Source organism: Pedobacter sp. B4-66 (assembly GCF_018492665.1).
Lineage (GTDB): Bacteria > Bacteroidota > Bacteroidia > Sphingobacteriales > Sphingobacteriaceae > Pedobacter.
The window spans coordinates 144,976-169,196 of record NZ_JAFVME010000006.1 but is presented as its reverse complement, the minus strand read 5'-3'; the positions used below and the strand labels follow the sequence as shown (position 1 = coordinate 169,196).

Genomic DNA, 24,221 nt, shown 5'->3' with positions numbered 1-24,221 from the left:
AAAAATTAAGTCCTGAATAGACCGAAAAACTGAACTGAAACTACTTCTTCAATAAATATCAGAAACATACCAATTACCACTGCAGAATTGGCGGCTTTACCCACGCCTTCAGTTCCTTTTGATGAGTTATATCCCTGATAGCAACCAACCATACCAATTGTAAAACCGAATATTACGGCTTTAATAGTAGAGGCTGTGATATCTAAAAACGTGATCGATTCCAGAGAAGATTGAAAGAATGCCTTCGCACTTGTGCCTTCACTTAAAGAAACGTTTAGTAAAGCACCCAACATTCCTACCATAGCAGTATAAAAGGTAAGAATAGGGATGGTAATTGTTGATGCAAGTACTCTTGTCGTTACCAGAAATTTAAATGGATTGGTAGCAGATACTTCCATTGCATCTATCTGCTCAGTAACTCTCATAGATCCAAGTTCTGCACCAATACTTGATCCTACTTTTCCGGCTGCAATTAGAGAAGTTAATAGTGGAGCTAATGTTCTTAATAATGCAATACCTACTAATGATGGAAGCCATGATGTGGCGCCAAATTCAGCAAGGGAAGGTCTTGATTGTTTTGTGAAAACTATACCGGTAATAAATCCTGTTAAAGAGATAAGCGCTAATGAACGATATCCAATGTCGTAACATTGCTTCATCAACTCTTTTCCTTCATAAGGAGGTAAGAAGCCTTCTTTAAAAAAGCGTCCCATGAATTGAAAAACGTCATAAAGCGTTATAAATGTTCTGGATATTTTTCCAGGACTTTTTACTTCATCTTTTATCTCCATGTATATACCTTAATGTCTTATTGTTCGATTTTAGAATGTTGCTACTGTCAGGTTCTTGATAGCGAACACACACTATCAAATTATGAGCCATAATTACGTAAAACTAGCATTTGCAAGTACAAAAAAATGTATGCTATCTTCTTTTTTACATGAATTTCGGCAAATATGCAGTATTTTTTGGGTGCAATTGTCTTCTAAATGTCCAAATATATAAACGAAATACAATCCAAAAAGTTCGAAAAAAAGGCAAATAGTTGAACTACTTGCCTTTTGGTAATTATTTGCCTCCGGGAGGGCAATTTCTTTGTAGGAATTCGGTATAAGTTAAGGCAAGATGCTCAGAGGTGCCTTCACCCTCATTAATGCTGTGTGTTCTGTTAGGATAAGACATCAATTGAAATACTTTTCCGTTTTTTATCAGTTCATTAATCAGCATTTCAGCGTTCTGATAATGCACGTTATCGTCTCCGGTTCCGTGAATGTACAAAAGCTTCCCTTGCAGATTTTTAGCATAAGTAATAGGAGAGCCTTTAATATAAGCCTCTTTAGTTTTTAAGGGCGAACCCATATAACGTTCCTGATACACATTGTCGTAAGTTAGCTGATTCCCAACAGCGGCGATGGCGATACCGGTCTTGTATATATCCGGATATTGGAACATTAGGTTTAAGGTTGATGAACCACCTCCGCTCCATCCCCAAACTGCTACTCTATTTTTATCAATAAAAGACCATTCCATAATCTTTTTTGCAGCCATGGCTTGATCACGGATATTTAGTGTACCTATCTTTTGGAAAATGCTTTTGCGCCACTCTCTGCCTTTTGGAGCAGGAGCACCTCTATTTTCGATAGAAATATAAACGTATCCATCCTTCGGCATATCACCGGCATAAAGCCAATTACGACCAGCACCGTAAGTATCGGTTACCGTTTGTGAAGCAGGTTCGCCATAAACATAAAATACAACGGGGTATTTTTTTGTCTGGTCAAAATTGTCAGGTTTTTTTATCCAACCGTCTAATTCAATTCCATCTTCAGTAGTCACCTTAAAGAACTCTACTTTGTTCTTTGGTGGTTTCATTCTGCCAAGTTGATTGGTGATACTTCCTTCCATAGTTAATGGATTTAATGTAGTAAGTTTCATCCATTCAGTAATTGGCGGTACAACTGCACTTTGGTAAGTGTGACGGGCAAATACTCCATTTGGAGATATTTCATAAGAGTGGGTACCTTTTAAAATTGAAGGCGTAACCATTTCTGCCTTTCCACCACTAAGTTTGGTTTTAAACAAATACTTCTGAGTAGCGTTAGTAGGAGAGGCAATAAAGTAAATCTGACCATTTTTCTCATCTATTAATGATTTCTCGATAACATCATAATTGCCTTGGGTAATTAGAGTATGTTTTTTACCATCCTTGCTAATGCGGTAAAGATGACGCCATCCATCACTTTCGCTCATCCAGATAAATTCCTTACCGCTGTTTATCCATTCCCAACCCTGAGATACGTCAATCCATGCTTTGTCGGTTTCAGTATAAATGTTTTTTACCTCACCAGAATTTGCATCAGCAACAAATAGCTTACTCACATTTTGTTCTCTGTTAAGTTGTTGTAAAATCACTTCATTACTCGCAGGAATCCAATCCATTCTTGGAATATAGTTTTGTATCTGATCACCAGGCACCTGAAGCCAATTGGTTTTTGCAGTCGCAATATTAACGATACCAACTTTGCAAGATGACGGATTTTCTCCAACTTTAGGATATTCAACTGGAATTGTGAAAGAATAAATTGAATCCGTATTATCTATCATCAAAAAATTTTTGATTTTGGTAGCATCAAGTTGCCAGTAGGCAATAGATTGACCGTCTGGGCTCCATCTAAATCCGTCTCTGCAATCAAATTCCTCTTCATATACCCAATCGAAAGTACCGTTAATTAATCTGTCGGTACCATCAGTTGTTAGTGCTTTGCTCGTTTTGCTGGCAAGATCATCAACATAAAGGTTATGTTTGCTTACATAGGCGACTTTGTTTCCGTCAGGAGAAAACTTTGCAAACATTAATGAAGATGCCGGTTTATCTTTTCCAACCTGAGTAACCTGGTTGGTTTTTAAATCAGCTACATAATAGTCGCCTCTCGTTTCGTAGCGCCAAACTTTTTTGCTGTTAGTATAAATTAAAACTTTAGATCCATCTTCCGATAGTTCAAAGCTTTTTACCTCACCCAATCCGCTGTTGCCGCTTGAATAAAGTAAGTTACGACTTACAATAGTCTTTCGTTCATTCTGAGGAAGGCTGATGGATACAATCTCACCCTCATTAACTTCATAATATGAATTGCCATCTTTAGACCATTTGATATCCTGAGCGTTGACTTTTCCAATAAGTCCTATAATTAAGACCAGAGCCAGTTTAAAAAAGATGTGTTTAAAGTTCATTTTTATAGTTCTATAAATTGCTGATATACGTTTTGTAGGTACGATTTAGCGGAGGTTAAGGTTTTTGAAGTTAGTTCTTTGTCTTTAGCATTACTGTTGTACAATATCATCTTTCCTACATTATCAAAAGTAACACATTGTTGGTTATCAATAAATCCCATTCCATTATCCCAGCTAAAAAATGCAAAATGTTTTGCATATGGGTTTAACAGGTTTTTACTCCATATAAATTCCTTTGCATTAATGTCTAGCTGGCCAAGTATTGTTGCTGCTACATCAGCCTGGCTACCTACATTTTCAAATTTCTTCCCTTTATATTCATCTTTAATAACATCTCCATAGAATAATAATGGTACATGATAACGCTGAGGAACATAAATATCCTGACGATTTTTAGGTAAAAGATGCCCATGGTCTGCTATAAATACAAATAGGGTATTTTTATACCAACCTTGTTTTTTTGCATTATTTAAGTAGGCATTGATGCAAGAGTCTGTGTAATATGCTGTGCTTTTGAATTTTGCAACATTATCTGCTTGTCCAAACTTGTAATTGCCTGGAAGAGTGTAAGGCTCATGGTTGGTAAGGGTAAGTAAAGTGGAGAAGAAAGGCTGTTTTTCTTTATTAAGATCCTCAAGTTGTCTTCCGAAAACTGCTTCGTCAAATTGCCCCCACTTGGTTACATTACCACCTTTAAAGTCATTCTTGTCAATAAGCTTCTGGTAATTATGACTTAAAATAAAGGCTTTGTAGTTATCAAATTCCGACTCACCTCCATAAAAAAATGAGGTTTGATAACCATTTTTAAATAATGGCTGAGATAGCGCCGGAATCTTTTGCATTTTTTCAGGCCACTTTACAATACTGCCAGCTGCAAGGGTAGGGAAACCTGCAAGTGTGGCGACAAGCCCCTTGTCGGTACGACTGCCAGAAGAATAAATGTTACTAAACAATACTCCCTTATGAATTAGTGTGTCAAAATTAGGGGTAATACCATCTTCGTTACCAAGGGTTTTGGTTAGATCGGCTGTAAAGCTTTCAATAATCACCAAAACTACGTTTGGCCTTTTGGTTTTTAATATATTAATGGTCGTATCCTTAGCTGGAGTATAAAGTGCTTTGATGTTTGCATCAGCTTCATCCTTACTTAAGTAAGCATATGGGTTTGATTTTGTCATTCTAGCAGAAAGGATGCTTGATATCAAGTTCCATTCCGTGTTTACTGCTGCATGATTCAATACTTGTTCTTTAGAAAAGTAAGCCATGCTTTGAGTAATTGGAGAACCCTTTAATCCACCTCTTATTAATATAAAATCTAGGCAAATCAGTACAACTACAGCAATTCCTCTTAACCAAATTGGACTTGCCTTAAATTCTAGTTTCCTAAGGAAAATGTAACGCTGTAGAACGAAACCGATCACAATCAGTAGAACAAGTAGAGATAATGTCAATGCAATAGGAGAGGATGCGCTTGATGCCAGGGCTTCATTGGGTGTTGAAATAGCAAAGCCTAATGCCTTTGCGTTTATTTTGCTGCCCCATTCCCTATAAATGTTAAAGTTTACTACAGAAATAATGCTAAATAAAACAATGAGTATCTTATTGTAGATGGTAAGCCATCTTAACTCTATTACTTTTCGGCCATTTAAGAGCCAATAGGTATAGCTTAATAGTGGGATGACAACTATGTAAGCTGTCATTGATAGATCAAGTTTTAGTGCATGATAAAAAGTTGCCATGATTTCCGAGAATGGAACAGTGGCAACTTTTTTTGAATTTATAATTATAAATGTAAGACGGTCAACTAAAAAAAATAACAGCCAAAACAAAAAGAATCGGGCAAAGAACAGGAAGCTTTTTAACATTTTATATTATGTTATTGGCCACCACCTTGCATTGCTTTTAAATCTTCCATTGTTTTAAGCTCATAGCCACTTGGTGGGGTTAGTGACATTTCAGGGATTTTTTCTTCTTTATAACTTTTTAAGGTCATCGTAGTTTTTACACCATTCTGAAACACAGTATATTTTACTGGTGTTCCTTTTATATCTGTAAAATCATCTTCTTTATGACCTGCAGGAAGTTCAAGATCTGAAGTGGTCCAAAGCTCGTATGCAGCACCTTTATCATCTTTGTAGCTGTATTTCTCTGCATTAAAAGCACCTATCATTTGCTTTTCTCCAGTAGGTTTGAAATCAAGGAATTTAGGTGATCCTTCTTTTCTTTTGTCGAAGTCAGCTTTGCCCATTTTCACTGCAAATTGTTTTTGAGCAATAGGAATGTCAAGCAATAACAAGCCATCTTTAGCAACGCCATTCATGATGATGGTGATCATCGCCGGGCCTTGTTCCATTTTAATGGTAGAGAGCTCATTCTTAAACTTAACTACAGTTTCTTTTGGTAAAAAGGCAGCCATAGGTTGCTGGTCATCAGTAAGCGCATATTCCATACCATAAGTAAGTGCACCTTCAGTTACTTTTTTTTGTGCTTGAGCATAAAGTGCAGTACCAATAAGCAGGGCTGCTACAACACCGGTTTTAATTGATTTAAACATTTTCTGGTTTTTAGTTTTTTATGTATTAGTATAGTTTTATTCCCAATTTGTAACAATCAATGGCCATTACCATTCTATTTTTTCTTTATTAAGAAATGAGGCAACACCTTTTTTGAAATCTTCAGTATCTCTTACTCTGGCATTAATCTGAACTGCTAAAGACAAGCTCTTCTCCAGTTCAGGGTTTGTAGTTTGTCCAATCAATTGTTTGGTTACCATTAACGAATTTGCTGAAGCTTCATTACACAAATTTAATGCAAAATCTATCACTTTATGACTAATCTCTTCTTTGTTTGTTACAAATGTTATTAATCCGTAATTCAAGGCCTCCTCAGCAGAAAAAAGACTTCCTGTTAGTAGTATCCTTTTAGCAATAGTTTCACTGGTTTTTCGTAATAAAAAGCAGGATACGATAGCTGGAACAAAGCCTAGTTTTACTTCTGTATAACCGAAGTTGGCTTCAGGAACAGCAAATGTAATGTCGCAAACCGTAGCAAGTCCGCAGCCACCTGCAATCGCATGGCCTTCTACCTGTGCTATAACTATTTTAGGTAAATAATATATAGTGGTAAACAAGCACTTTAGATTTTCAGAGTCCGCAAGATTTTCTTCGTAAGTGTTTAGCTGTAACTGCTGCAAATAAGCTAAATCAGCACCAGCGCTAAAAACAGCACCATTGGCCTTTAAAACAACAACCTTTACTTCATCATCTTCCGAAGCCCTAATGAACGAATTAGTTAGTTCTTGCACAAGCTCTGGGTTCAAGGCATTGCGTTTTTCAGGACGATTAATAGAAATACTTGCTATACGCTGACTTACTGAATATAAAACCAAGGGTTCTGCCATGCATTTTTTATGTTTAACTGCTTTCAAACTGCTGCAATCTAAAAAAGATAATTAGAATAGAAATCGAAAGTCAATAAAGATAATGAGAAAATGGAACGTAACATAATTGATAAACTTAAATGATATTATGTGTTTGAACATGAAAACTCACTCAATTGCATAAAGCATACTCGAATTAATCCTATATTAATCTTTTTTTAATGCTTATGCATTAATTAGTAAAACGATTACACACAAACCAAATATCAAACAACCAATGTTTACTAACCTAAAAACAATTATCGTGGTTTATGCTTTATTTATAGGCATATCTACATCTGCATTTTCTCAGGAAAAAGATCTGAAATTATGGTATAAATCTGCTGCAGGATCTGTATGGGAAGCGGCTCTTCCTATCGGAAATGGGAGGCTAGCCGCCATGATTTATGGAAATGCCGAACACGAGAAAATCAGTTTAAATGAATCAACAGTATGGAGCGGAAGCCCAAACCGAAATGATAATCCTGATGCTTTGGCTGCTTTGCCAGAAGTTAGGAAGCTGCTTTTCGAAGATAAATATGTAGAAGCAAATGCTTTGGCCGAAAAGGCTATTCAGTCGAAAAAGAACAATGGAATGAAGTATCAGCCCGTTGGCGATTTAAACCTTAACTTTCCTGGCCATGATAACTTTTCAAACTATTATCGTGAGCTTAATCTTGCTGATGCTGTAGTAAAAAGCAGTTATACAGTTAATGGTGTTACTTATACCCGCACAGTTTTTTCTTCAATACCTGATCAGGCAATTGTGATCAAGTTAACTGCGAGCAAACCAAACAGCATTACATTTAATGCAGCTATGGCAAGTGAACACAAAGGCGTGGTTAAAATTCAAAATATGAATGAAATACATTTGTCGGGAATTAGCAGCGATAGAGAGAATGTTCCTGGCAAGGTTAAGTTTAATGCCATAGCAAAAGTTAAAAATGAAGGTGGGCAGCTTTCATCATCTGATAAGCAGATTAATGTAAAGGGAGCAAATAGTGTTACTATTTATGTTTCTATTGCAACCAATTTTGTAAATTATAAAGATATCAGTGCGGATGAGAACGCGCGTTCAGTAACCTATTTGAATAATGCGTTAAAGAAAAACTATGCACAATTATTAAAGGATCACATCTCAGCTTATCAGAAATATTTTAACCGTGTAAAAATAGATCTTGGTAAAACAGATTCTATAAAGAATCCAACAGATGTTAGATTAATGGATTTTGCTAGTGGTAACGATCCTCAATTGGCAGCTTTGTATTATCAGTTTGGACGTTATTTGCTTATTTCTTCATCTCAGCCAGGTGGGCAGCCTGCCAACCTACAAGGAATATGGAACAATAAAATGGATCCACCATGGGGAAGTAAGTACACTATCAATATCAATACTGAAATGAATTATTGGCCTGCAGAGGGAAGTAACCTGACTGAAATGCATAACCCATTGATAGAAATGGTAAAAGATCTTTCACAGACGGGCCGTGAGACTGCAAGAGTAATGTATGGCTCAGGTGGCTGGGTTACACACCATAATACAGATCTTTGGAGAATTACAGGACCCGTTGATGGTATTTTTTCTGCAATGTGGCCTATGGGAGGTGCATGGTTAAGTCGCCATGTTTGGGAAAAATATCTGTATAATGGAGATAAAAAATACCTTGCCACAGTTTATCCGGCATTAAAAGGAGCAGCAGAGTTTTATTTAGATTTTCTGGTAGAAGAACCAGTTCACAAATGGATGGTGGTATCACCCTCTATGTCGCCAGAAAATGCACCTCGTGCCCACAAAGGTAAATCTATTGCTGCCGGTGCTACTATGGATAATCAAATTTTGTTTGATCTTTTCTCTAATACAATAAGAGCTGCAGAGGTATTAAATATGGATAAGGATCTTGTTGTGAAAATTAAAACCATGCGTAAACGACTTGCACCAATGCAAGTGGGGCAGCATGGGCAATTACAGGAATGGATGCAGGATCTGGATGATCCTAATGATAAACACAGACACGTATCTCACTTGTTTGGTTTGTATCCTGCAAATCAGATATCTCCTTTACGTACCCCTGAATTGTTTGATGCAGCACATACTTCTCTGATTCAAAGGGGAGATGTTTCTACCGGGTGGTCAATGGGATGGAAAGTAAACTTATGGGCTAGATTACTAGATGGTAATCATGCTTACAAACTGATCAGAAATCAGCTTACTCCAACAGGATTAAATAAAGGTGGCGAAAACAGCGGCGGTGGAACTTATCCTAATCTATTTGATGCACACCCTCCTTTCCAGATAGATGGAAATTTTGGCTGTACTGCCGGCATTACTGAGATGTTATTACAAGTTCATGATGGTTCTATTCAATTACTTCCTGCAATGCCAGATGAATGGAAGGACGGAAGTGTTAGTGGCTTAAGAGCCCCGGGAGGTTTCGAAATTGAAAATATCACCTGGAAAGATGGAAAATTGAGCAAGATTACCATTAAATCAAAGCTAGGTGGTAATTGTCGCCTGCGTGTACCTAATAGTATAAAAGGAAATTCACTTAAACAGGCAAAAGGCGATAACCCTAATGAGTTTTATCAAATCGACAAAATAGCTACGCCAGTTATATCTGATAAAGCTAATCTGAACAAACCAGTTATTAATGAAACTATTCTTTATGATTTCGATACGGTTGCAGGTAAAACTTATACATTCATCAGCGAGTAAATTGAAAGATGAAAACGTTATTTAGTTTCTTGCTGGTACTATGTATCTACACTACTTCTAATGCGGTTACTAAAGTAGCCTGCATTGGAGCAAGTATTACTTATGGGGCAACTGTAAAGAATAGAGAGCAGAACTCATTCCCAGCTCAACTTCAAAAATATTTGGGGAGCACTTACGCTGTAGAGAATTACGGAGTAAGCGGATGTACACTTTTACGAAACGGGGATGCCCCATATCATAAAACCAATGAGTATCAAAAAGCTTTACATAGCAATCCTGATATCGTAATTATTGACCTTGGGGGCAATGATAGTAAGTTGATCAACAGATCTCGATTAAATGAGTATGAGGATGATTATCGCGCCATGATTAAATCATTTAAAGATCTGCCTTCACATCCTCGTGTTATATTATTGTTACCTGTAGTGTCTTTTGTAACAGATACCACAGGGATTTGGGATGCTGTTATTGTAAAGAATATAATACCAAAAATAAAAAATGTAGCGTACGAGAATAAAGTTGAGGTATTAGATATGCATGTATTGTTGGTAAACAAACCCGAGCTTATGCCCGATAAAATCCATCCTGATGTAGAAGGGGCCCGTATTATGGCAAAACGTATCTATAGAAAGATCAAGTTTAATAAATAGTATTTTTATCACAATTGAAAAACACAGTATTTTTAAAAAAAGCAAATAAGTTGTATATTTCAAAACCCTTAATCTATCTCTTAAGAAGATTTTGCTAACCAAATAACCATTATATTATGAACGAAAACATTAACAAAAGTGCTTTATTTAACGGAAGTTGCCTCGCTATCATTACGACGGCTTTTTCCTTCAGTATCAGGGCAGGTATTCTTCCTCAGTTAGGAGCAGAATTTGGCCTGTCGGCCGAACAGTTAGGCTTTATCAATTCAATGTTCTTTTTCGGATTCCCTATTTCCATGATTATTGGGGGACTCGTTTACCACACTGTGGGGCCTAAAATTATTATGCAGGTAGCGGTTATTACTCACACATTGGGTATTCTGCTTACCATTTATGCTGGCGGATATACAGGTTTGTTAATATCTACTTTTTTCATTGGTTTTGGGAACGGTTGTACGGAAGCTGCTTGTAATCCGATGATCGCTGACATGTATGACGACAAAAAAATAAATAAAATGCTTGGCAGGTTCCACATGTGGTTCCCTGGAGGAATTGTGTTGGGTAGTTTGATTTCTAAATTCATGACCGATGCCGGTTCAACCTGGCAGACTCAGATCTGGATTCTGATGATCCCAACTGTGGCTTATGCAATCCTGTTCTATGGAAAAGCGTTTCCAAAGGCACATGTGGAAGGCGTAACTTCCATTTCAAAGAATTTCAAGGCAATGCTTAGCCCGCTTTATATCTTTCTATTCTTCTGTATGGCAATGACTGCGATTACAGAATTTGGGCCTAATCAATGGGTGACTGTTGTTTTGAGTAGCAGTGGAGCGGATGCTATGCTTGTGTTAGCATTAACTTTTGGCGTGATGACATTAGGAAGGCTTTTCACTGGGCCGGTTGTTGCCAAATTGGGACAAACGGGTGTTTTGTTAGGAGGTGCATTTTTGGCAGCAATAGGAATTTATATGTTTAGTACCGTTACTGGTCCAATGGCCTATTTGGCAGCTGTGATCTTCGGTCTAGGTGTATGTTTCAATTGGCCTGTGATGATTGGTGCAGTGGCTCAGCGTGTTCCCGTGAGCGGTGCTTTGGGGATGTCGATTGTGGGCGGTGTAGGTATGTTTTCTACTTCGATTTTCCAACCCTTTATTGGAAGCTGGATTGATTCTTCAACAGCTACGCACACAGCTGCGGGTCTTACTGGAGAAGCATTACAGCTTGCAGCAGGTCAGGATACATTGGTTAAGATGCTTGCTTTTCCACTAATACTGATTGTTCTATTTACCATATTCTTCTTTTGGCAAAAAAAGGCAAAACCTGAATCTGAATCTGATGAACCTGTACCAGTAGTAGTGCATTAAATTTACTTCCAGCTTCTTCGAGGTCAGGATGACAATAAGATAAAACAAGAAAGGGTGCAGTTCAATTGAACTGCACCCTTTCTTGTTAATAATTGCTATTACCAAGAATTGTAATCTATTTCTTTAAATCATTCAATTCTTGCCAAGTCCAGTTCTTGGTTCTTCCTGCAGTTTGCTCACGTACTTTCTTAACGTCAGCAGCCTTCACTGTAGATGCTTTGTTTCCAATATCATTACGGATGTAGCTAATTACTGATGCAATATATTCATCATTGTTAGCCCCAAGAGCAGGCATCACATCTGCATACGCTTTGCCATTAACGGGGCCCGATAAGCCATGAAGTAAAATGCGGATTATTTTTTCAGGATCTCCATTTATATCTTTGTTTGCTGCCAACGGTGGAGCAGGCATATCTTTACCACCGTTGATTACGCCTTTGCCATCTGAACCATGACAAGTAACACAAAGCTGTTTAAATATAATTGCACCATCATTTATTAATTTCTGATCAGCTGCGGCCATTAATTTCGAATTCCTTTCAGCAGTAGCTTTTGCCTCTATTTGTCTTTGATATTTTTTATGAGACTCAGCAAGTACTATGTCATTAGGATGATTGGCTATAATGTCCGCTATAATTTGTTGTGCTTTGTCAGAATTATTGAACCTTAATGAAAGTCCCAATTGCAAACGAACATCAGCACTTGGGTCATTTTTTAATGGTTCAACTGCCATAACTAAGCTTTCATCACCTTTACGTATAGGTTCTTCACTAATCCATACTGCAGTTTTTCTTACTTCTGCATCCTTATCTTTAAGTGCTGCCAGTAAAGTAGGCCTGTCTAAGGCATCTAAACCATTCATTGTCCAAAGCGCATGGATACGAGCTAGTTGAATAGGAGAGTTTAGTGCAAGTTCCTTTAACGCTGGTACTACAGATTTGTCTCCACGAACAACGATAAGTTTTTGGGCATTATCTCTCCACCAGCCATTAGGATGAGAAAGATATGGAACAAGTTTGTCACTAGTAAGATTTAGCATATTTGGAATGGTTTTATCCGGCTTAATACCATCATGAACCAATCTATAGATACGTCCTCTACCAATGTTTTTATCCAATTGCTTTTGATCAATCTGATTGCGCAGGTAAGTTCCTTTTCTGGTCCAGTTACCTTCCTGAATAATTCCACGGTACATATCTACTATGTATAAACATCCATCTGGGCCTGTTACACTGTTTACCGGTCTAAAATTCATGTCTGTAGATGAAATGAACTCTTCGTGATCATATGCATTCTTTAAGGTTATTTTACCATCAGTATCTGTAACCTTAGCTCTTCTGATCAATCTGCCTACTGGTTCGCAAATCAATAAATCTCCTTTCAAGTCATCAGGTAGTGAGTTACCTCTAAAAACAGATTGTCCTGTAGAAGCAGTAAAATGATTTAACGTACTGTCTGGACGTAATCGGCCTAAACCTCCCTGTACATCAGGGGTAGAAATTAGAGGCCATACCGCCTGAAATTCATCATTGTACTGGCCGTTAAGGTCCAAATATCCAAAGAATGGATTTTGTTGGAAGTTTACTGCAGGAGCCTCTCCACCTGCTGATGAAAAATACAATCTGCCGTAGTTGTCATTTGCAAGACCCCACTGACCGCCTGAACCTTCATGCTGTTGTTCAGATTTTAATAACCCATTGTCAAACTTATAACGAACGTTTTCTACAGTTACATAAATTTTATTGTCAAGATTCCATACCAGGCCACTTCGTTGATGTTCCAGATTACTTGTGTTTTCAGATTCATTTTTGAAAACCATTTTCTTTTCATCAGCAACACCATCACCATTGGTATCTCGGTAACTATAAATACTATTGTCAAAAGTTTCGGCAACCAAAAGGCGGTCATCAAGTGGCAAAATCATCCTTGGCAATAATAGTTTATCAAGAAAAACTACTGATTTATCCATTTTACCATCGCCATTGGTATCTTCCAGCCTTTTAATAGTACAAACGGGTTTCATCTCACCTGTACCTTCAGCATCCTGCATATAAGTATTCATTTCTGCTACATATAAGCGTCCGTTGGCATCCCAGGCGATTGCTACCGGTTCGTGAATCATTGGTTCAGAAGCAACAAGCTCGAGGTGATAACCTTTTGGAAGGTGAATGGTTTTTAAACTCTCCTGAGGAGTTAAATAAGCAGGAGTGGGGTTGGTGTTAACGATTACCTTACCATTGGCATCTCGTTTTAAAGTATTTTGTGATACTTTACAGGTAAAAACGAGTGTGGACATGCAAAGCATGCCCATTACCCATTGTTTTTTTTGTCTCATTATATTTGGTTTTGTGTGTTTTGGGGTTTGCAGGGGTGTTTATTTCTTCACACCCAGCGCATATTTTATCCCTCCTACAAGGTGATTAAGGTAAAGTGGATCTGCATAAGATTCACGGGTATGACCAAGTTCAGTATAAAAAGCACGACCGCCATCATATTCATGGTACCATGCCATAGGGTGTTTAGCACCCATTTTACCATTACCTGGATCATAGCTGTTCTCATCAATATATATTAATACGTTTAAGCCATCAGCTACCCATTTAAAATTATACCATTCATCTTTTCTTTTCCATACTTCAGGAAGATGTTTTGTAGAGATGTGGTTACGGTTAACTACATTTAATGAAGCTTCCTGCTGACTTGGATGGCTTACAAAATAAGCACCTACAAGTTTTCCATACCAAGGCCACTCATATTCCGTATCGGTAGCAGCGTGCACACCAATAAAGTTACCACCACCTTTAATGTATTTTTCAAATACAGCTTGCTGTGTGTCATTTAAAACATCACCTGTGGTATTGAAAAACATTACAGCTTTATATTGTTTTAAATTCTCGGTCGTAAATTTTTCTGAATTGGTAGTGGTATCAACATCAAAGTTGTTTTCAGCTCCTAATTTAAGGATAACGGGCACACCAAATTCAATTGCATCATGGTGAAATCCGGCTGTTTTACAGAACACAAGGATTTTTGGGTTTTTCTTTGCCGATGCCGTTGAGGCACTGAACATGATCACGATTAATGACAGCATTGCGAATGCTTTGACTAAAGAGTTGTTTCTTGTTAAGGTTTTCATTTGTTTTTATTTTAGTGGTATTAAAGGTAAAAGATTTTTACCTGTCTAAGTAACGGATAAAATGTATTATTTAAGAGACAAGTTTTACTAAAGCATTAATACACTTACATCGGTTTAGTTGGACGCACAGCTGTGAGCGCAATCTGACCTTTAAACATTTTCCCCCCGTCATCTGTAAGTCTCAGGTAATAGTCTGATGAACATGCTGTTCCATCCTCATCCAACGTAACAAATGAAGAGCCTTTAGGTATAAAGGATGAATTTTCCGCAGTTTTTGCGATCTGATTTCCTTCATTATACTCATCAAACATAGAAATATAAATTCCCTGACAACCCACTCTTTTCATGTTATAAAACTGTCGCCACATAAAATCTCCATGAGCACGCTGGCGCTCCTGTAAATCACCTGGCAATACACAAGGCTGATAATCAATTCCATTAGCATTACAATAAGCCTGGTCAGGTTTATTTACATTCATAAAAAATCCATCTGATTCATTTGCATTCCCAATTCTACCTACCATCCATGGCGAAAGCATGTCAAAAGCTTTATAAGCGCTAATGAAATTAGGTCTTGAATCACTTTCCTGCTTACGCCAATGGGTAGGTACACCACCAATAACATAGCATCCTTTGCTTTTAAACCAATTAATTACATCAAGACAAACTGAGGCAGGCCAAGGATGGTTATTGTCGTTAAATCCAAATCCCCAAATACATACTACCGGTTTCCCATTTTGTTTAGCATAAGCAGAAGATGTGATGTAGGCCGACATTTTATTGGTCCAGTCGTTTTTAATCTCTGATTGCATATTTGTCCACCCACTAACATCATACATGATGTAGAATTTACGACCATAAGCCTCTGCTGCGGTTTTTACCTTTGCAGTTATGGCGTCACGTACCGGACCTTCAATGCCATTTGGATTAAAACGTTGCAAAGCTGCGGCATCAATGCCATTCTGTTGCATCCAAAGAAACTGTGTATTTACAGTTTGAGTTGTAAACGATGAAAATAATTTTGCTGCTTGTCCATTACCAAGATCTTCAAAGCCAGTTTGAAAGGTTTCCGTATACTCCCTAACATCCGGCCATGATTTTATCCCCAGGTTTGTAGGGGAAGGAATCTTCCCCCAGTCCTGAGTATAATGCCACCAGGCATCAATTGGAGAGCCATCACCTTTTGCTGCAAACCAGCCCTGATAGCCAACAGTAATTTTACCAACCACGTCACCAACAGGAGAGGGGGTTGTGTCAATCACTTCTCCCGGTTTGTCGGGAGAAGTGATTTCATTAGAACTCTTTTTTGAGCAACTACTCAATAAAGCAAATAAGGCCATCAGGAAGGCGATATTATTTTTTTGTATGATCATGGTTATTTTCCTGTAAAGCGAAGATCATCTATACCCACAGCTACATCCGGATGATCTTTACTATTGGTAAAAAAGAATACCCTGAAATAGTTAATGGACTTGAAGTCTGCACCACCATCTCCGGTATTGATAGCTTTGTCAAAGTCAAGCGTGATTTCATTCCAGCCATTCTTTAAGTTATCTACCAATGGTGCTACATCCCAGGCAGATTCATGATCATCGGCCTTGCCTGAACTGGTCAGCTCTATAGAACCATCTTTTTTAATATTGGAAACATCAGATATATACCACCAGAATTTAAACTGACCGTTGTCTTTGTTGAAAGTCGAATTAACAGGTGTTTCAAATTTCCTTATAAACTGCATAAAGTCTCCACCGTTAGCTATGGTATTCTTAAGGTATCCTGTTCCTTCTTTTTTACCTGATGTTTCAATAGTAGGAGCACCCACAGTTTCCCATCCATCCGGTTTATCTGCATTATCAAATGAAACGGCAGGAGCCGGTGGCACAGCCCTTAATACCAAGCCATCAACACCGGTAATTACATCAGAATGGTCTTTTGTTTTTGTCCAGAAAAATACTCTGAAAAAGTTAAGTGCTGCAGGGTTTGGTGTACCAGATAGATCTGCATCTCTTAAATTAAGGTTTACCTGATTCCATCCATTTTTCAATGTAGGCAATAATTTAGCTACAGACCATCCATACTCATCCTTATCCGCATCTCCACCACTGGTAATTTCAATTTGTCCATCTTCTTTTATAGCAGATACATCAGATATATACCACCAGAATGAGAATTGACCATTCGCCGTTGTCAGTTTAGAATCTAAGGGGGTAGCTAAATGCTTTATAAATTGCATAAAGTCATCTCCACTTTTTATAGTGTTCTTCAGGTATCCGCTGCCTTCTTTTGCTCCCGAAGTTTCAATAACAGGATCACCAACAGTTTGCCACCCATCTTTAGCGTCAACATTGTCAAATACCACAAGAGTTGGGTCAACTGGTTCTCCCGGCTCCTCTGGTAAAGGCACTACATGACTTGTGTCTCTGGAAGTGTATTTTTCCTTTTTACAGCTGGTTACTGTAAGCCCGATTAAGGCGATGGAACATACCATCATATTTTTTATTAATCTCATTTCCTTTATTTTAAAAGTTTAACATTAATTTCTTCATTATCTAGCTGGTTTAACCCTGGTAAAGCCAGGGTCGCCGTGGAACCAACTCGCTCCTTTTCCTGTTAACCACAGGTAATAATCAGAAGGCAGGTCGTTTTCAATTCCAACGAATTTAAGTCCCTCATCTCCGTTTAAGGGCGTATCTGCTTCTCGGGCTGCCTTAAATATGGCTGTACCCTCATCAATTTCATCGAACATCGCTACGTATAATGATTTTGCACCAACGTTTTTGGCGCCGGCAATTTGTTGCCATAAGAAATCGCCTTTTAAACGTGGTATTTGATAGTAAAGACTGGCATCCTTGTGCATATTGCCCCAGGTAAAACCTGGAAATACTAATGGAACATAATCTACCTTGTTAGCTTTACACCACTGAATATCATCATAAGTTATTCGTTCGTTGTAATTTCCTGAGCCGTATCTTCCCACTGCCCATGGCATAACTATATCCACTTTTTTTATAAGAGTATGCAGCAATGGCGATTTTTCGGTGTCATCACCTAGTGTTCTCCAGTAATATGGAACCCCAAGCATAACTGCCACTTTATTATTAGGCCCTTTCAGTTTTCCTACCAGCGTGGTTACATCAGAAATGGTATATTTTCTGTTGTCATTAAAACCTACACCCCAAATAGTTACCAAAGGTCTGCCATTGTGATATAAATAGGTGGGGTTCTCTTTGCTGTCAAAAAGTTTAAAGAGGCTTTGCAATTCATTCCAGTCCTGCTCCAGATAAGCAACGTCGGCACTTGAGCAACCGCTCAGATCGTACATTACACTAATTGCCCTGCCATATTTTTTAGCTGCTTTTAGTGCATTTGCTAAGACCTTATTGAAGTGCCTTTTTCCGGAAGCATTTGAAGATTTAATCTCACCCACAAATCTCTGCATATGTACACCGTCAATACCATAGTCCTTCATCCATTTAAAATGAAGATCAACACTTTCTTCGTCGTAAGGACTATATAAGTAAGCATCAGACCCATTAGCAAATTTAAAAGGCGACTTATACCTTTTGGTATATTCAGTAATATCCGGCCAGAAATCTACATTGGTATTTCCAGGGAAAAAGCCACCATTACCCTGATAATGATACCAACCACGTTGCGAACCATCTCCTTCAGCGGCAAACCAACCTTGATAACCGGCCATCACTAAGCCGGTATAAGATTTGTAAACTACGCCAGTCATGTCATAGACTTTATCCTGAGATGTTACAGATGGCTTTACTTCCGGATCGGAATCTTTTATCTTATCGCTTTTAGAGCACGATGCAATGCAAGCCATGATTGCAAAAGAGAAAAACAATATCCTAAACTTCTTCATCAATATATTTTGTTATGTTCAATTAATTAGCTGGCACATCTATTTCAATGATGTCAGAGAAATTAGAGCTCTTGAAACTATCGTTTAAGCGAACTCCTACTCTTACAAAGAACTTTCTGCCAGGCAACATATCAGGAATATCGATGGTAACAGACTTATCTGCATCGGTCATATCCGTCCACTCTTTATTAATCGATTTTTTATAGAGGTCAGAAAAATCTCTGATGGATGCACCTGCACCTACCAGTTTGGTATTGTTAACATATGGCTGAGTTTCTATAATTGTTGGTAAACCTGCGCCAATTGGTGCTTCCATTAAATATTTTAATGTTAACGTTTTGCCATTCAGCGTTGCAGTGAAATTCTTGATGATAATATACGGGGTAACCGTGAAGTCGCGTTTTGTGCCCTTGTTAATATCAACTGTAACAGTATCGTAAAGAGGCCAGAAAGCGCCACCTTTTGGGATCACTTTGTAAGTGCCTTTAAACAATTTGCTATCCTTAAAGGTACCATCAAATTTACTTGGAATCTCCTGAGGCGAAGGTGTAGCACTCCAGCTAATCTGTTCCAATCTGATTTGGGTACTACCCTGTGAGGTAAGCAAATTGCCACCTTCCGACGAAACAAGGTTTCCTTCGAATGAAGCATTTGGACCATCGTAGTTATCTATTTTTGTACACGCAGAACTTGCCAGTATAGTTATTCCTAACAACATTCTACTAATCAGGTTTTTCATATCTTTTAAATTTTATATTCTTAGTAATTAGGATTATTAGGGTATAGGTTAGGATTTTTTCCTAGCTCCCCACTCGGAATTGGCTCATAATAGAATTTCTTGTCGAAATTGTAATTACGCTGAAATAGTTCAGGCTCTGCTAAGAAGATATATTTGTTTTCGTTAAACACATAGTAAGGCATAAGGCCTTTAAACCTTGCATTGTTTAATACTACATCTGCAATTCTCCATCTTTTTAAATCCCAATAGTAGTGGTTTTCAAAAGCAAGCTCCATACCTCTCTCATTGCGTACTTTATCTATATCGATAGAAGTATATGGTGTAGCACCGGCTCTCGACCTAATCATATTAATTAAGGTTAAAGCATCTCCGGCATTTCCAAGTTCCATAGCCGCTTCTGCTCTATTTAATAAGATTTCAGCATAACGAAGGTCAAGCCATGGCTGCTCACTTCTGTTCAAATCTACAGTAGAGATTGGTTTAGCTGCATCTATATATTTTCTAACATAAAAACCTGTACGAGTTAGCTCATCACCACCTGTCCAAGGACCGGTAAAACCGATAATCATTTTACCTTGATATAAGGTTTTTGTATCTCCTGAAAGTATGTAACTGCGAGAATTAGATTGTTTTGCAACTTCTGCCGCTGCTGTTCCACTAAATGAAGGATAGATCCCTCTTTGCATATCAAATGTAAGACCTCTTAAGGTTGCTCCCGGGAAATATACTGTAGCAAGTAACCTTGGTTCAAGTCCCTGCATTATTTCTGCACGATCATTAAAGCGCTTTGGTGTTCCATCAGAATTAGTTACCTGTAAGGCACCCCAACGCTGCACCAGTTCCAGAGTAGGGTATGACCTGGTAAGTGCATTAGCTGTCATGTAACGTGGAGACATGGTGGCATCCCAGCTATGAGCTGTATTTGAAATTATAGAGTATTGTTTGATGAAGATGTTTTCAGGACTCTCACTTTTAAGGAAAAGATCAACATAGTTCTGTACTTTATCTGCATTTTTTTCATAAAGGGAATAATGTCCTTCAAGTAATTTAGCAGCTTCAACAGCTTTGGTAAAGTAGTCATTGGCTTTGGCTGCAGGTATACCGGCAAATCCTTCAGCTCTGGCAGGACCATCAACAAAGTTTGCAGAACCATATTTTGCAATAGAGCCTGCATACAGCATCGCTCTCGATTTTAATGCGGCAGCTGCATATTTGTTCGCTCTTCCTGTTTCATTAGTTTCATTCATCATCTGATAACCCAGATCAAGTTCAGCTCCAATGAAATCCCATGTAGCTTCTTCTTTATCACGATGTACCTGTAATTCTGAAACTGGTGAACCAGGATCCTGAACTGTGGTAACGATAGGGACACCACCGTAACGTTTGGCCAAACCGAAATAGTAGTAAGCTCTTAAAAAGTGAGCTTCTCCTAATAATGCATTTACATTAGCTTGTCCCAATTTATCTGCATGCTTTGGTAATTCATCAATCAGGATATTAACATTCCTGATGTCGCCATATGGCCAGTAGCCGAATCCGGTACCAATATCCATACCTCCAAAAGGGCCAACCTCTTCTCCGGTAACCGAGGCTGAATTAAAGAAATTTTCCCAATCGTTACCGCCGGTTTTAAAACCTTGATCAGGTCTGTATTTAAAATCCTCGATCGGTAATCCTTTATAAATGGTAGCTAAGAAGGACTTTACGCCAGCCTCACTGCCAAATATGATATCGGGTGTGAAAATATTAGTAGGCGGAATATCTAACTTTTGACAGGAGGTTACTAATGCTCCTGCGCTTATAGATATTGCTATTATTAGTTTATGTATACTTTTCATATTTCAATAAGTTTAAAAGGTGATGTTCGCTCCTATATTAAAAGTTCTATTCATAGGATACGTGTATCCTCCCAAGGCTATAGAGAAAGGATCGCCGGGATTTATATCCCTATCATTTGGCTTTGGTCCTTGATGTTCAGGATCATAATTTTTAAGCCCTGTAAACGTTGCCAAATTGTAGCTGTTTACATATACTCTTAACTTTTTAACCCCAATTTTCTGTAGCGCAATTGCCGGAATGGTGTAGCCAAGTTCTAAGGTTTTTATACGTAGATAACTTGCATTTTGTACGGCTTTTGTTCCTTGCGCCCTTGGCGACCCCATAGCAGGATAGAAGCCCGGTGTCCATTGTGTATTTGGGTCATAAATATTAGCAGTAGGATCTGTAGTATGCCAACTGTCTAGAAAACGCGTTAATGAACTTCTATTAAAAGCAAGTGGTTCAGCAAACAATTCATCATATTGTACATAAACACCCGATGCTCCTTGTAAAAGTACATTTACATCAATTCCTTTGTAAGCCACACCTATGGTCATACCATAGTTTACTAGTGGCATATCATTGGTTGCAATAGGGTGATTGTCCTTATCATTGATCTCACCATCTTCATTCCAGTCTTTGTAGTAGTAATCTCCAGGTATTACACCATTATTACCACCACCCATGTTAACACCATAATTGTATATCTGCTGATAACTGGTGAACTGGCCAGCATATTCGGGTCCCCACCAAATGTTTTGATATCTGTTTATTGGGTTTTCTTTCCAGTTAGAATACTCATTACCCGATGGACCACGAAGATTGAATAATGTAGTTGCCCTTGTAGTACCAATATTACCACTAACATTGATGTCTACATTGCCAATTTTCCCTCTATGAGATAAGATAAGGTCTAAACCTTGTACTCTGTCACTGTTAATGTTGATGTCAGGTACATCGGCTCCAACAGTACCCGGTAAAGCTGTGCCTGGTCTGGCTGCTAAACCTTTTCTATCACTTCTGAAAATTTCAGCAGTACCATCTAATTTTCCACCAAATAAGCTAAAATCCATAGCTATATTTTTCTTCGTATTTACTGCCCAGCTTAATCCTGGGTTACCCAATTTTTGTGTAGACCCATTAACCGAACCTGTACCAAATATGTAGGAGTTTACAGGGTAGTTGTATCCGTTAATATAGTTAAAGGCTCTTCCTTCTTCATCACCCTGTTGACCATACGAAGCTCTGAATTTTAAGCTGCTAAGGATATTCTCAGAGATAAGATTGCGGAAAAAGTTCTCTTTCGTTACAACCCAACCTACAGATACTCCAGGGAAAAATCCAAACTGATCACTGGTTCCAGGCTGATATTTATTAGAACCATCTCTACGGAAAATGAACTCTGCAAGATATTTTCCCTTGTAATCATAGTTTAGCCTTCCTATAATACTCTGAAAAGCAATATCTGTTAATCCGCCTATGTCCATTCCACCTTGCATTTGGCTGTTGGCTAAACCGCCAAATAAATAGTCTACAGGGATTTCAGTATCTCTTTGAGCATAAAAGTTATCTCCTGTTTGATGACTTTGCTCATATACAAGCGTTGCAGCAATATTATGATCATTAAAAAATGTATTAGCATAGTTTAATGATAATGAGCTTAAGGTATTAAACCTTGTATAGTAGGAGCGACGTACGCGCGAAGGGCTTTGTACTTTACTTGGTAAATAGGTATCGTTATCTGCTTTGTAAGTATATAAAGTATACTCTCTTCTAATTTCGTTATTGTCGCTAACGTTATAATCTACATTGTATAATGCTTTTGCATTTAAACCTTTAATGCCAGGTATATCATATTGTAAGTTTAACTGGCCGACAAAGTTTTTTTGTTTGAACTTTTTTAAGCCCACTTTGTCTGCATTAGTAATGATTGCAGGGTTCATGTTATCATCAATAACACTTGGATATAAAGGGTTGTCATTGGCAAATACCTGTTTTGTTGGAATCTGGTTCCAGGCATATTTGTAGATTGTCCACAGATCTGTGTATGGTTGGTTTTTTTCATCCATCATACCAGAGGCTAGCACCTGTGCCTTTAAACCTTTAGTGATGTCTACCGTTACATTCGAGCGAAAGTTATATTTATTATAGTTAAGGTCTCCGCTTTTAAATACACCATCCTGCTTTTGATAACCGAGATTGAAGAAATAACTGATTTTATCAGATCCACCATTAACGTTTAAATTATGCATTAACTGAGGCGCTGTGTTTTTAAACGCAAGGTCTATCCAATCAGTTGATTTGTAAGTTCCATCAAGCCATGGCTTAATATCAGCGTATGAGAACTTAGGAGGCTGGTTGCTAATGTAATTTGCGTCAAAATCATGTTTGCTCTTCTCATTGGTTAGCAACATGTAATCAACAGCACCAACACCTTCAGGCATACCTAAAAATGTTTGAAACGATTGGTTAAATGAATAGTTTATGTCTACTTTTCCACTTTTGTTGCCCTTTTTCGTTGTTACTAAAATTACACCACCGGCAGCCCTGATACCATATATTGATGCAGCAGCATCCTTTAGTACAGAAACATTCTCTATCTCATTTGGATCCATTCTGCCCAGAGTCGATTGATCTCCACCAATTACCCCATCAATTACAATTAAAGGATTACTTTTAAATCCTCTGATGTTTAAATTATTGGCATAAGAACCCGGTTCAGCAGTTTTTTGTAATACGCGTATCCCTGGTACTTTTCCAGTTAGCATGTTCACAACACTTTCGTTTTTTGTAACGACAATTTCGTCCCCCTTTAATGTCGAAACGGATCCTGTTACAGTCGCTTTTTTCTGTGTTCCATAACCAACTACAACCAATTCTTCCAGGTTTTTGTTGTCTTCTAACAAAGTGATTTGAAAATCTCTTTTATTCTTTACCTGTATTTCCTGTTGTATAAATCCTACAAATGAAATTTGGATATATGAGTCGGCACCGGGAACACTAATGGAGAATTTACCATCGCTATCTGTAATGGCACCTGTGTTTGTGCCCTTAACCTTAATACTTACACCAGGTATTCCGGCACCTCCGGCTGCATCTGTTACTTTTCCGCTTATCGTAATCGCTTGTTGGGCTAGCAAAACGAGTGGGAATAGAAAAAATAGTGTAAGCAGGTATTTAAATTTTTTCATACTGTTTATCTTTTTGGTTTAATTTATTGTTTGATTATTGCCTGATTAAAGCAAGTGACTTGCTTAAGATAGACGATGTTTACGGAG

16 protein-coding genes are annotated in these 24,221 nt (G+C 38.0%); 3 read left to right on the top strand and 13 right to left on the bottom strand.

What is annotated here, in order from left to right; genetic code table 11:
- Positions 1-5: 5 nt before the first annotated feature.
- The 5 genes from J1905_RS12465 to J1905_RS12445 all read right to left on the bottom strand — a co-directional run bounded on the left by J1905_RS12465 (position 6) and on the right by J1905_RS12445 (position 6,631).
- On the bottom strand, positions 6-791 hold the full coding sequence (locus J1905_RS12465; protein WP_214227575.1) for an MlaE family ABC transporter permease: 786 nt from the start codon (positions 789-791) through the stop codon (positions 6-8).
- A gap of 277 nt (positions 792-1,068) precedes the next feature.
- Entirely contained in the window at positions 1,069-3,231 is a 2,163-nt protein-coding gene (locus J1905_RS12460; RefSeq protein WP_214227574.1) for a S9 family peptidase, read from the bottom strand.
- Between the two features lie 2 nt (positions 3,232-3,233).
- Complete coding sequence (locus tag J1905_RS12455; protein WP_250318087.1) at positions 3,234-4,931, bottom strand: LTA synthase family protein; 1,698 nt, start codon at positions 4,929-4,931, stop codon at positions 3,234-3,236.
- Between the two features lie 176 nt (positions 4,932-5,107).
- Positions 5,108-5,785, bottom strand: coding sequence for a hypothetical protein (locus tag J1905_RS12450; RefSeq protein WP_214227572.1), 678 nt, complete (start codon positions 5,783-5,785; stop codon positions 5,108-5,110).
- 66 nt (positions 5,786-5,851) lie between these two features.
- Positions 5,852-6,631: an enoyl-CoA hydratase/isomerase family protein gene (locus J1905_RS12445; protein ID WP_214227571.1), complete on the bottom strand. Its 780-nt coding sequence runs from the start codon at positions 6,629-6,631 to the stop codon at positions 5,852-5,854.
- Between the two features lie 256 nt (positions 6,632-6,887).
- On the opposite strand from J1905_RS12445, the gene J1905_RS12440 reads away from it, so the two are divergent.
- The 3 genes from J1905_RS12440 (at position 6,888) to J1905_RS12430 (ending at position 11,376) form a co-directional block, all read left to right on the top strand.
- On the top strand, positions 6,888-9,362 hold the full coding sequence (locus J1905_RS12440) for a glycoside hydrolase family 95 protein (protein WP_214227570.1): 2,475 nt from the start codon (positions 6,888-6,890) through the stop codon (positions 9,360-9,362).
- An 8-nt stretch (positions 9,363-9,370) separates the two neighbouring features.
- Entirely contained in the window at positions 9,371-10,012 is a 642-nt protein-coding gene (locus tag J1905_RS12435; RefSeq protein WP_214227569.1) for a GDSL-type esterase/lipase family protein, read from the top strand.
- Positions 10,013-10,128: 116 nt separating this feature from the next.
- Positions 10,129-11,376, top strand: a complete 1,248-nt coding sequence (locus tag J1905_RS12430; RefSeq protein WP_214227567.1) for an MFS transporter — start codon at positions 10,129-10,131, stop codon at positions 11,374-11,376.
- Positions 11,377-11,491: 115 nt separating this feature from the next.
- On the opposite strand, the gene J1905_RS12425 is transcribed toward J1905_RS12430, so the two are convergent.
- From J1905_RS12425 to J1905_RS12390, 8 genes are all read right to left on the bottom strand, one after another.
- Positions 11,492-13,711, bottom strand: a complete 2,220-nt coding sequence (locus tag J1905_RS12425) for a DUF7133 domain-containing protein (RefSeq protein ID WP_214227566.1) — start codon at positions 13,709-13,711, stop codon at positions 11,492-11,494.
- A 39-nt stretch (positions 13,712-13,750) separates the two neighbouring features.
- Positions 13,751-14,512 (bottom strand): ThuA domain-containing protein, encoded by a 762-nt coding sequence (locus tag J1905_RS12420; RefSeq protein ID WP_214227565.1) that lies wholly within the window; start codon positions 14,510-14,512, stop codon positions 13,751-13,753.
- A gap of 104 nt (positions 14,513-14,616) precedes the next feature.
- Complete coding sequence (locus J1905_RS12415) at positions 14,617-15,885, bottom strand: glycoside hydrolase family 99 protein (protein ID WP_214227564.1); 1,269 nt, start codon at positions 15,883-15,885, stop codon at positions 14,617-14,619.
- A gap of 2 nt (positions 15,886-15,887) precedes the next feature.
- A complete protein-coding gene (locus J1905_RS12410; RefSeq protein WP_214227563.1) occupies positions 15,888-17,021 on the bottom strand; it encodes a hypothetical protein in 1,134 nt (377 codons plus the stop codon).
- A 36-nt stretch (positions 17,022-17,057) separates the two neighbouring features.
- On the bottom strand, positions 17,058-18,386 hold the full coding sequence (locus J1905_RS12405) for a glycoside hydrolase family 99 protein (protein WP_214227562.1): 1,329 nt from the start codon (positions 18,384-18,386) through the stop codon (positions 17,058-17,060).
- A 22-nt stretch (positions 18,387-18,408) separates the two neighbouring features.
- On the bottom strand, positions 18,409-19,125 hold the full coding sequence (locus tag J1905_RS12400; protein WP_214227560.1) for a DUF3823 domain-containing protein: 717 nt from the start codon (positions 19,123-19,125) through the stop codon (positions 18,409-18,411).
- A gap of 20 nt (positions 19,126-19,145) precedes the next feature.
- Complete coding sequence (locus J1905_RS12395) at positions 19,146-20,963, bottom strand: RagB/SusD family nutrient uptake outer membrane protein (protein WP_214227559.1); 1,818 nt, start codon at positions 20,961-20,963, stop codon at positions 19,146-19,148.
- A gap of 12 nt (positions 20,964-20,975) precedes the next feature.
- Positions 20,976-24,134, bottom strand: coding sequence for a SusC/RagA family TonB-linked outer membrane protein (locus J1905_RS12390; RefSeq protein ID WP_214227557.1), 3,159 nt, complete (start codon positions 24,132-24,134; stop codon positions 20,976-20,978).
- Positions 24,135-24,221 lie beyond the last annotated feature (87 nt).

Excerpts from the sequence above, each read along its gene's own strand:
- J1905_RS12465 (WP_214227575.1), bottom strand. The coding sequence starts at position 791 with ATGGAGATAAAAGATGAAGTAAAAAGTCCTGGAAAAATATCCAGAACA.
- J1905_RS12460 (WP_214227574.1), bottom strand. The coding sequence starts at position 3,231 with ATGAACTTTAAACACATCTTTTTTAAACTGGCTCTGGTCTTAATTATA.
- J1905_RS12455 (WP_250318087.1), bottom strand. The coding sequence starts at position 4,931 with ATGACAGCTTACATAGTTGTCATCCCACTATTAAGCTATACCTATTGG.
- J1905_RS12450 (WP_214227572.1), bottom strand. The coding sequence starts at position 5,785 with ATGTTTAAATCAATTAAAACCGGTGTTGTAGCAGCCCTGCTTATTGGT.
- J1905_RS12445 (WP_214227571.1), bottom strand. The coding sequence starts at position 6,631 with ATGGCAGAACCCTTGGTTTTATATTCAGTAAGTCAGCGTATAGCAAGT.
- J1905_RS12440 (WP_214227570.1), top strand. The coding sequence starts at position 6,888 with ATGTTTACTAACCTAAAAACAATTATCGTGGTTTATGCTTTATTTATA.
- J1905_RS12435 (WP_214227569.1), top strand. The coding sequence starts at position 9,371 with ATGAAAACGTTATTTAGTTTCTTGCTGGTACTATGTATCTACACTACT.
- J1905_RS12430 (WP_214227567.1), top strand. The coding sequence starts at position 10,129 with ATGAACGAAAACATTAACAAAAGTGCTTTATTTAACGGAAGTTGCCTC.
- J1905_RS12425 (WP_214227566.1), bottom strand. The coding sequence starts at position 13,711 with ATGAGACAAAAAAAACAATGGGTAATGGGCATGCTTTGCATGTCCACA.
- J1905_RS12420 (WP_214227565.1), bottom strand. The coding sequence starts at position 14,512 with ATGAAAACCTTAACAAGAAACAACTCTTTAGTCAAAGCATTCGCAATG.
- J1905_RS12415 (WP_214227564.1), bottom strand. The coding sequence starts at position 15,885 with ATGATCATACAAAAAAATAATATCGCCTTCCTGATGGCCTTATTTGCT.
- J1905_RS12410 (WP_214227563.1), bottom strand. The coding sequence starts at position 17,021 with ATGAGATTAATAAAAAATATGATGGTATGTTCCATCGCCTTAATCGGG.
- J1905_RS12405 (WP_214227562.1), bottom strand. The coding sequence starts at position 18,386 with ATGAAGAAGTTTAGGATATTGTTTTTCTCTTTTGCAATCATGGCTTGC.
- J1905_RS12400 (WP_214227560.1), bottom strand. The coding sequence starts at position 19,125 with ATGAAAAACCTGATTAGTAGAATGTTGTTAGGAATAACTATACTGGCA.
- J1905_RS12395 (WP_214227559.1), bottom strand. The coding sequence starts at position 20,963 with ATGAAAAGTATACATAAACTAATAATAGCAATATCTATAAGCGCAGGA.
- J1905_RS12390 (WP_214227557.1), bottom strand. The coding sequence starts at position 24,134 with ATGAAAAAATTTAAATACCTGCTTACACTATTTTTTCTATTCCCACTC.